This is a genomic window from Sphingomonas bacterium, from assembly GCF_903644055.1.
In the GTDB taxonomy this organism is placed as follows: Bacteria; Pseudomonadota; Alphaproteobacteria; order Sphingomonadales; family Sphingomonadaceae; genus Sphingomonas_I.
This window is the reverse complement of record NZ_CAHJXD010000007.1, coordinates 1-7,413: the sequence shown is the minus strand read 5'-3', so window position 1 is coordinate 7,413 and position 7,413 is coordinate 1. Positions and strand designations below refer to the sequence as shown.

At 67.5% G+C, this 7,413-nt stretch carries 7 protein-coding genes; 1 reads left to right on the top strand and 6 read right to left on the bottom strand.

Translation table 11 applies throughout. The features are described 5' to 3' along the window. From HUU94_RS00285 to HUU94_RS00260, 6 genes are all read right to left on the bottom strand, one after another. Positions 1–776 (bottom strand): Wzz/FepE/Etk N-terminal domain-containing protein (locus tag HUU94_RS00285; protein ID WP_174273140.1); only part of this gene is annotated, 776 nt, incomplete at its 3' end. After that, on the bottom strand, positions 776–1,669 hold the full coding sequence (locus HUU94_RS00280) for a polysaccharide biosynthesis tyrosine autokinase (protein ID WP_174273139.1): 894 nt from the start codon (positions 1,667–1,669) through the stop codon (positions 776–778). The genes HUU94_RS00280 and HUU94_RS00285, both read right to left, overlap by 1 nt. Then, entirely contained in the window at positions 1,669–3,066 is a 1,398-nt protein-coding gene (locus tag HUU94_RS00275; protein WP_174273138.1) for a GNVR domain-containing protein, read from the bottom strand. The genes HUU94_RS00280 and HUU94_RS00275 overlap by 1 nt, the downstream gene beginning before the upstream one ends. An 85-nt stretch (positions 3,067–3,151) precedes the next feature. Beyond that, positions 3,152–3,970 carry a polysaccharide biosynthesis/export family protein gene (locus tag HUU94_RS00270; protein WP_174273137.1) on the bottom strand — a complete coding sequence of 273 codons (819 nt, stop codon included), beginning with the start codon at positions 3,968–3,970 and terminating at the stop codon, positions 3,152–3,154. Continuing rightward, positions 3,967–4,794, bottom strand: coding sequence for an EpsD family peptidyl-prolyl cis-trans isomerase (locus HUU94_RS00265; RefSeq protein ID WP_174273136.1), 828 nt, complete (start codon positions 4,792–4,794; stop codon positions 3,967–3,969). Before HUU94_RS00265 ends, HUU94_RS00270 begins: the two co-directional genes overlap by 4 nt. Positions 4,795–4,982: 188 nt before the next feature. Continuing rightward, positions 4,983–5,480: a hypothetical protein gene (locus HUU94_RS00260; protein ID WP_174273135.1), complete on the bottom strand. Its 498-nt coding sequence runs from the start codon at positions 5,478–5,480 to the stop codon at positions 4,983–4,985. Positions 5,481–5,677: 197 nt separating this feature from the next. Between HUU94_RS00260 and HUU94_RS00255 the strand changes: the two genes are divergently transcribed. Next, positions 5,678–6,883: a hypothetical protein gene (locus HUU94_RS00255; RefSeq protein WP_174273134.1), complete on the top strand. Its 1,206-nt coding sequence runs from the start codon at positions 5,678–5,680 to the stop codon at positions 6,881–6,883. The last annotated feature ends 530 nt before the right edge of the window (positions 6,884–7,413 follow it).

Here is a 7,413-nt window from a genome sequence, read left to right as displayed (position 1 = left end):
CCGGCGCCCGCCTTCGCCGACGCCATCGCCTTGTCCCGCTCGGCCGCCGCCGATCGGCTGGCGAGCGCCTGGAGCTGCGTCTGCTCCGGCGTCGCGCGATTCTGCTCCTGCGAGACGTCGAGCGTGCGCTGCCTGGACGACAATAATGCGCGCGCGCCGATCAGGCGTTCGCGCTGCCGCGCCGCCGCGCGCTGGTACATCGCCGAGGCCTGCCGCGCCGGATCCTTCTGCCGCTCCGCGCTCGCCTGCTGATAGCCTTCGGCGAAGGCATTGGCGATCACGTCCGCGAAGCGCCGCACGGGCGCCCGGTAGCTGATCGTCACCGTCCGCGACATGTCGGCGCCCTGCGAGACGTGCAGCCGCCGGACGAGCATATCGGCGATATAGGTCCTGAGATCACCGTCGCGCGGGCGCCAGCCGCTATCCCTGACGAACAGCGCGTTGCCCGCCAGCCCGAGCCGATCGACCACCTGGAGCGCCACCTGCTTGCTGCGGATGATGTCGATCTGGGTGGAGATATATTCGGGCGCCAGTTGCTCCAGGATCGAAGGACCGCCGACGCGCTCGGGCGGCTTGATGCTGATCAATATCTCGGTCGAGGTCTGGTAGAGCCGCGGCACCAGGAACATCGAGACGAGCGCCAGCAGCAGCGCGAGCGCGACCGTCGCGACGGTGATCGGCCAGCGCCCCGCGACGATCCGGAACACCTCGTGCAGGCCGATGCCGTGCCGATGGACCGCCCTTTGCTCGATCGACGTATCGATCGCCGGCCGCATCACGCGCTGCCCGCTTCGAGCAGCACGCCTCCCACCACCTTCACGCCGACATCGCGGCAGGTATCGAGCATGCGACGGGCGTCGCGCGTGCGGGTCGCGCCCTTCTGCCCGACGAGCAGCGCGCCGCGCGTCGCCGACGCGACGATCTGATAATCGCTGCCGATCGAAGCGGCGGGCGTATCCACCACCACCACCTCGAAATTGAGCGACACCGCCTCGATCAGCGACGCGAGCGTCGGCCGGAGCAGCAATTCCTGCGGGCTCGGCGGCAGCTTGCCGACCGGGATCACCGTCAGCGTCTCCAGCTCCGGAATATAATAATGCGCGGCATCCTCGCCGCGGGCGTTGAGATAGCCCGAGAGCCCCGATCGATTGTCGAGCCCGAACAGCTCGTGCTGGCGCGGGTTGCGCATGTCGGCATCGATCAGCAGCGTACGGACGCCGACCTGCGCGAAACTCACCGCGAGATTGGCCGCGACCAGCGAGCGGCCGTCGGATCGCCCGGGGCTGATCACCGCCAGCGTCCGCGCGCCTTCGGGATGCTGGAACCAGCGCAAGGTGAGCGAATTGCGCAGCGCGCGCATATCCTCGGCCTTCTCGGTCTCGGGAGCGTTGAGCGCGAACAGCTCCGGCGCGCCGACCTTCGCGGGCGCCGATATCGTCGGCGCGGCGAGCTGCATCTGCAACATCGTCTCGACATCGGCCTGCGAGACGAAGCCCAGCGCCACCGCCGCCTCGCCGAAACGGATATTATTCTCGACGCTATGCTGCGCGGCGCGCCCGGCCTGCTCCAGCGTCATCAGCCCGTGGCTGACGAGCAGCTCGCCGATCCGCGTGCGCTGCGCCATCGGCAGCGCGGACGGGCGTTCGCCGACCGATCCGAAATCCTCCATCAGCCCGCGTTCCCGCGGAACGGCAGCATCAACAGCGCCTTGGCGGTCTGATCGGCGAGGCGGCGCGGACGCGGCGGGCCGATGCGCAGCAGCCCGAGATCGGAGATGCCGAGCCAATCCTCGAAATCCTCGCTGCCGCGCAGCCGCTGGTCGAGGATCTCGTGGCCGACGACGAACATCGTCGCCAGCACCGCGCCGACGATCAGCCCGACGATCGCCATCAGCCCCTTGCGCGGCCATGCCGGCGCGTCCGGCGCGGTCGCGGGCGTCAGGATCGTGACGTTGCTCTGCGTCGATTCGCCGAGCAGATCGAGCTGCGATCGCCGCGCCGCCATCTGGTCATAGACCGTCTGGAGATTGCGCACGTCCTGCTCCAGCACCGCGACCTCGTCGTGCCGCGCGCGCGTCTCGATCACCTGCTCCTTCTGCCGCGCGACCGCCTGCGTGAGACCGGCGACGCTCGCGCTGCTCTGGCCGGCGGCGACGCGGCTGCCCTGCTGCACCTCGCGCTGCTGCTGCGCGAGCTGCCCGCGCAGCCCCTGGATCTGGCCGATGAGCTGCCGGTAATCGGGATTGTTGGGGCCGGCGGTCTGCGCGAGCTGCTGGCGCTGCCCCTCGAGCTTGGCGATCTCCGACTGCAAGGTTTGGATCACCGGATTGCTCAGCGTGCCGGGCAGATCATTGCCCGCGCGCGCGCCGCTGAACGCGCTCTGCGCCTGCGCCGCCGCCAGTTGCGAAGAGAGCGCGTTCAGCCGCGTTTCCTCCGAGCTCGACTGGTTGGTGTCGGATGTCACGCCCAGTTCGCGCTGGCGTTCGGTGAGGCGGCGTTGCGCGGCATTGAGATCGCGCTGCACCTCGCGCGCGCGGCGCTGATACCAATCGGCGCTGTCGCGCGCCGGCTGCGCCTGCAGATCGAGCGACGCATCGACATAGGCCTGCGCGAACGCATTGGCGACGAGCGCGGCGAACCGCCCGCTGTTGCCCGCATAGCCGACCGAGATCACGCGCGAGGCGGCATTGGCCACCGAAACGCGCAGCCCCGCCGCGAGATAGGTCGCGAGGAATTCCTCGAGCGAACCGCTGCCCGACCAGCCGAGCCCGCGCACCAATTGCGTGTTGGTCGAAAGCTGGAGACGCTGCACCACGATCCGCGTGATCCGGCCGCTGCGCAGCACATCGAGCTGGGTGGCGAGATAATCGGGCGAAAGCTGGTCGATCGCGGTCTGCGCGCCGAGCGTCTCGGGCGCGCGCACGTCGACGATGACCTGTGCCGTCGCGACATATTGCGGACGGCTGAGCTTCGCCGCCACGAACGCCAGCAGCAGCCCGATCGCGGCGCCGATCAGGATGATGCGCCATTTCGAGAGAAAAACCCTGAGAAGCTGCGCGACGCTCATGTGCCCCGTCCTAGAGCCTGATCGTTTGCGGTGAAAGCGCCATGCGCTTCCGCCGATGACGCGAGTTGGGCTCTTTCCCCAAGGCCTAGAAGAGCCGCGAGCCTACGACCAAGGTGTCGTTGGGCTGCACCGGATCGCGAAGCCTGGCGCGCACCGCCGCCGCCGGCGCGCCGGCGGCCTCCTGATGCGTGACGCGAACGTGCCCCGCCGATCCGCGCGGCGTCAGCCCGCCGGCGACCGCGATCGCCTGATCCACCGTCATTCCCGGATCGATCGGATAGCTGCCCGGGCGCTGCACCTCGCCGCGCACGAACACCATCGCGGCGGCCTGCACGAAGATCGATTCGCCCGGCCGCAGCGGCCGGTTGCGCCCGCCCGAGACCAGATCGGCGACGTGCATCGTCTCGGACGCTTGCTTCGATCCCGTCGGCGGAACGATCGTGATCAGCGCGCCGCCGCGCTCGAAATTGGCGCCGGCGCGCGCCAGCGCCTCGGTGATCGAAAGGTTGGGGCGATCGATCGGCAGCTCGCCCGGGCGCGCCACGGCACCCAGCACCGATATCGTGCGGCTGTGATATTCGGTGACGAGCACGTTGACCGTGGGATTGAGCAGGATGCCCGCGCTCTTCAGGCGATCGGCGATCTTGCGGCCGACGTCCGATGCCGTGAGCCCATCGACCTTGACGCCGCCGACCGAACCGATCTGGACGGTGCCGTCGGGCGCGACCATCGCGACCGTATCGAGATCGGCCTGCCGATAGACCGAAACCTTGAGCACATCCCCCGGCCCGACCAGATAATCCCCCCCCGCCGCCTGCGCCGAGGCGGCGGCTGCGAGGCAGAGCCCCAGCAGCATCGCGATCAGCCGCGCGATCGCGGCCGAGCGGAAGGTTCGCGTCATCATGTCTTGTTCGCCTGCAACGTCGCCACGTCCTTCACGGTGATGTTGCGCTCGCTGCGCAAGCGCTCGGCCTGGCTCTGGAGCAAGGCGACGCGGCGCTCGCCGAGCAGCATCGCCTCGATCGAGGGCCGCGCCTCGTCGAGCTCCAGCGTGCCGTCCTGCACCGCGGTCAGCACGCCGAGGTGCAGCGTGTTGCCGATCGCGAAGGCCACGGGCGAACCGGCGGGGAGCTTGGCAAGCTGTTCGGCGGCGGTGCGCGGCAGCGAATCGCCGGGAATGACGACGTTGGTCGATCGCGCCGCGATACCGTCCTGCGCGAGACGCGCGTCGAGCCCCGCCATGCCGCCGCGATCCAGCGCCGCGCGATATTCGATGATCGGCGAATGCTCGCCCGTCACCTCGACCTGGTTGATCGTGAACACCTTGCGTTCGGCGAACATCCAGGGGTGCGCGTCATAATAGACCGAGATGTCGCGGCTGGTCGGCTTGGCGGCGCTGCTCGTCAAGCGATCGAGATAGGCGGCCGCCAGCACGCGACGGCGCAGCGCCTCGATCTGCTGCATCGTATCGACGTCGCGATCCAGTTTCTGGTCGATTGCTGCATCGGCGAAGAGTTTTTGCGTGACGAGGCCGTTGAGGATCTTGCGCCGCGCCGCAGCGACCTGATCCTTCGGCATCATCGGCGCCGCGCGGAGCAATTGATCGAACTCGGGAACCGAAATCTCGAAATCCTTGCCGGTCGCGACCAACTGTCTGTCGGCTTTCGAGCTATGGCATCCGGCGAGCGCGATCAGCGCGCAGGCGAGCAGGAGCGAGTGTTTCTTCATAGGCGGACAGCGATCCGATACTCCGAACGGCGCAATACAACGCACCGACCCTCTGCCTGACATCATTCCCCACGCCGGCAATTAGCACCCGTTACCTCGGGGAAAGCTCACTGCTCGTTACCAGCATCGCCGCAAAAGAAAAGGGCTCCGCCACCGAAGCGGCGCAGCCCCGCTTTTCGCCGAAAGATTCAGGCGGTCTTGAGTTGTGCGGCGCGACGGCGGCGGAACGCGATCACCGCGGCACCCGCAGCGGCAACGACCACGCCCGCCGGGCCCGGAACCGGCGCGGCGACGTCGGAGCTCATCCGCAGGCTGTACGAGCCACCCTGATCGGGAATGCCGCTGACGACGAGCTGATAATTGCCCGCGCCATAGGTGCCGATCTGGCCCGAATCGGACAGGTCACCGTCGTTATAGGGGCCGAAGGTCGCGATCGCGGCTTCGTTGCCCACCTGGTACAGCTTGCCGACGAAATTGTTCAGACCGAACTCGTCCTCGAGCGTGGTATGAAGATAGGTGTTGCCGGTCAGCGAGAAGTTGAATGTGTCTTCGAGCGGATCGACGCCGTCCCAATCGACCGCCTTCACATAGCGGTTGGTGGTGAGGCTGCCGATATTGTAGGTTTCCGCCAGAGCGGGAACAGCCGCGAGCGTTGCAGCAACCAGACCGAATATGATGCGCTTCATCGCCAAATCCCCCGACACCCCCGCAAGCGCCGCAAAAAAGCCGACGTCTTCCGTTCACGCTTCAGTTACCATGACAGGGCGGCGAGTCAATAGTTTTTCGCGTTTGCACAAGAGCCGGGCGGACGCCGGGAACGCGCGCGCTGGACGCCGTCGGGCGCGTGGGTTAGCCCGTCGCGATGCCGATCCTCCTCCGAGCGATGCTCCGTCTGGCTATCGTCCCGATGCTGCCGTTTGCGGCGGTGCGAGCGGCCGAGATCAAGGTCGATCTGACCGCCGGCGGCGTGCACGACAGCAACCTCTTCCGCCTGTCGGCGCCCGCGCGCGCGCTTGCGACGCACGGGGGTGCCGACGATATCTATTCGGCATCGGCGGGCGTTTCGATCACGTCCGACCATGATCCTCTGTCGATCGCGGCGCAGCTCGCCGCCACGCGCTCCTGGTTCGCGCATAACAAGGCGCTGGCCAACACCGGCTATGCCGCTGATGTCGCGCTGCATTACCGCGCGCCGCGCGCGTCGGTCGACGTGGACGGCAACGTCGTGCGGCGGCTCGCCAATTTCGAGGATCTGCGCTCGACCACGTCGGGCTCGTTGCAGACGCTCTCCGGGGCGACGCTGGAGGCGACCCGATCGGTGCTCGGCGATGTGCGGCTGATCGGCGGCGCGGGCTTCCAGCGCAGCAGCAACAGCAATCCCGCGCTCGCGATCGCCGATTACAACCGGTTGAGCGCGCATGGCGGGATCGGCTATTATTCGCCGACGGGAAACATCCTGGCGATCGAGGGCAGCATGGTGCGCGCCACCGGCCTCAACGATCGCCAGTCGACGGTCGGCGGCACGCTCTTCGCCTATCGCGCGAGCTTCTCCGAGCAGACCGCGGCGCTGCATCTTTTCTATTCGCCCTCGGTGCTGTGGCAGATCGATACGCGGATCGGCTATACGCGGCACAAGGACAAGTCGGGGGTCGCGGGCGATTATTCGGGGCTGACCGGTCGGCTGGACGCGCGCTGGGTGCCGCGCGAGGCGCTCCAGCTCCACGCCCGCCTCAGCCGCGATTTCCAGACGAGCAGCGGCGTCTTCTCGAACGGCGTCAAGGCCTCCCAGATCATGCTGGAGGGGATCGGGCAGGCGAGCCCTCGCCTCACGCTGACCTTGGCCGCGACGCGCCGCTACCGCAGCTTCCGCTACGATCTTCAGGCACCGCTCACGCTTGCCGGGCACAAGGAACGGATCGACGAGGGCAGGCTGACGATCGGCTACACGCCCTCCTATCGTTTCAGCCTGCTGTTCGATGCGGCGCGATCGACGCGCCATTCGTCCAGCGCGATCTTCCGCTACCGCGATACCCAATTGACCGCGACCCTGGTCGCGCATTTCGGCCCGGGCGCACATCCCAAAGCGTGAATGCCCGGCCCATACCGGGCACCTCGCGATTGCCGTCGGCCGTCGTGCGCGAGGCTCGGATCGGATGATCGACATGAGCGAGCCCCGCGTCATGCTATGCGCGCCGGGATGCCGTTCGGGGTTGCGAGCCGCCAGAGCGATTCTCGATCCGATCGCATCGGCTCGGCCGCTCCAGAGTCAAATTCGAGCGCATCGGGCATGACCCTGTTCCTCCCCTGGCAGGGGAGGTGGCATCGCGCAGCGATGACGGAGGGGTGTCGCCCCCTCGATGGCGTATCACCCCTCCGTCTGGCTTTGCCAGCCACATCCCCTGCCAGGGAGGATCGTCTCAGGGCCGCACTGTTGATCGTATCCGACTTTGGAGTCGGATGATTTTAGATTGACCCACTCCTCCGCTCATCCCGAGTAGGGATCGAGCTTGTCGAGAGCCCGTATCGAAGGACATGCGCTGGGGCCGTACTTCGATACGAGCCCTCGATACGCTCCTGCGGAGCTACTCGGTCTCACCTCAGCAGGAGCGGGTAAGGCTG

Bases quoted from the DNA above. Each gene is read 5' to 3' on its own strand.
- HUU94_RS00280 (WP_174273139.1), bottom strand. From the start codon at position 1,669: ATGGAGGATTTCGGATCGGTCGGCGAACGCCCGTCCGCGCTGCCGATG.
- HUU94_RS00275 (WP_174273138.1), bottom strand. From the start codon at position 3,066: ATGAGCGTCGCGCAGCTTCTCAGGGTTTTTCTCTCGAAATGGCGCATC.
- HUU94_RS00270 (WP_174273137.1), bottom strand. From the start codon at position 3,970: ATGATGACGCGAACCTTCCGCTCGGCCGCGATCGCGCGGCTGATCGCG.
- HUU94_RS00265 (WP_174273136.1), bottom strand. From the start codon at position 4,794: ATGAAGAAACACTCGCTCCTGCTCGCCTGCGCGCTGATCGCGCTCGCC.
- HUU94_RS00260 (WP_174273135.1), bottom strand. From the start codon at position 5,480: ATGAAGCGCATCATATTCGGTCTGGTTGCTGCAACGCTCGCGGCTGTT.
- HUU94_RS00255 (WP_174273134.1), top strand. From the start codon at position 5,678: ATGCTCCGTCTGGCTATCGTCCCGATGCTGCCGTTTGCGGCGGTGCGA.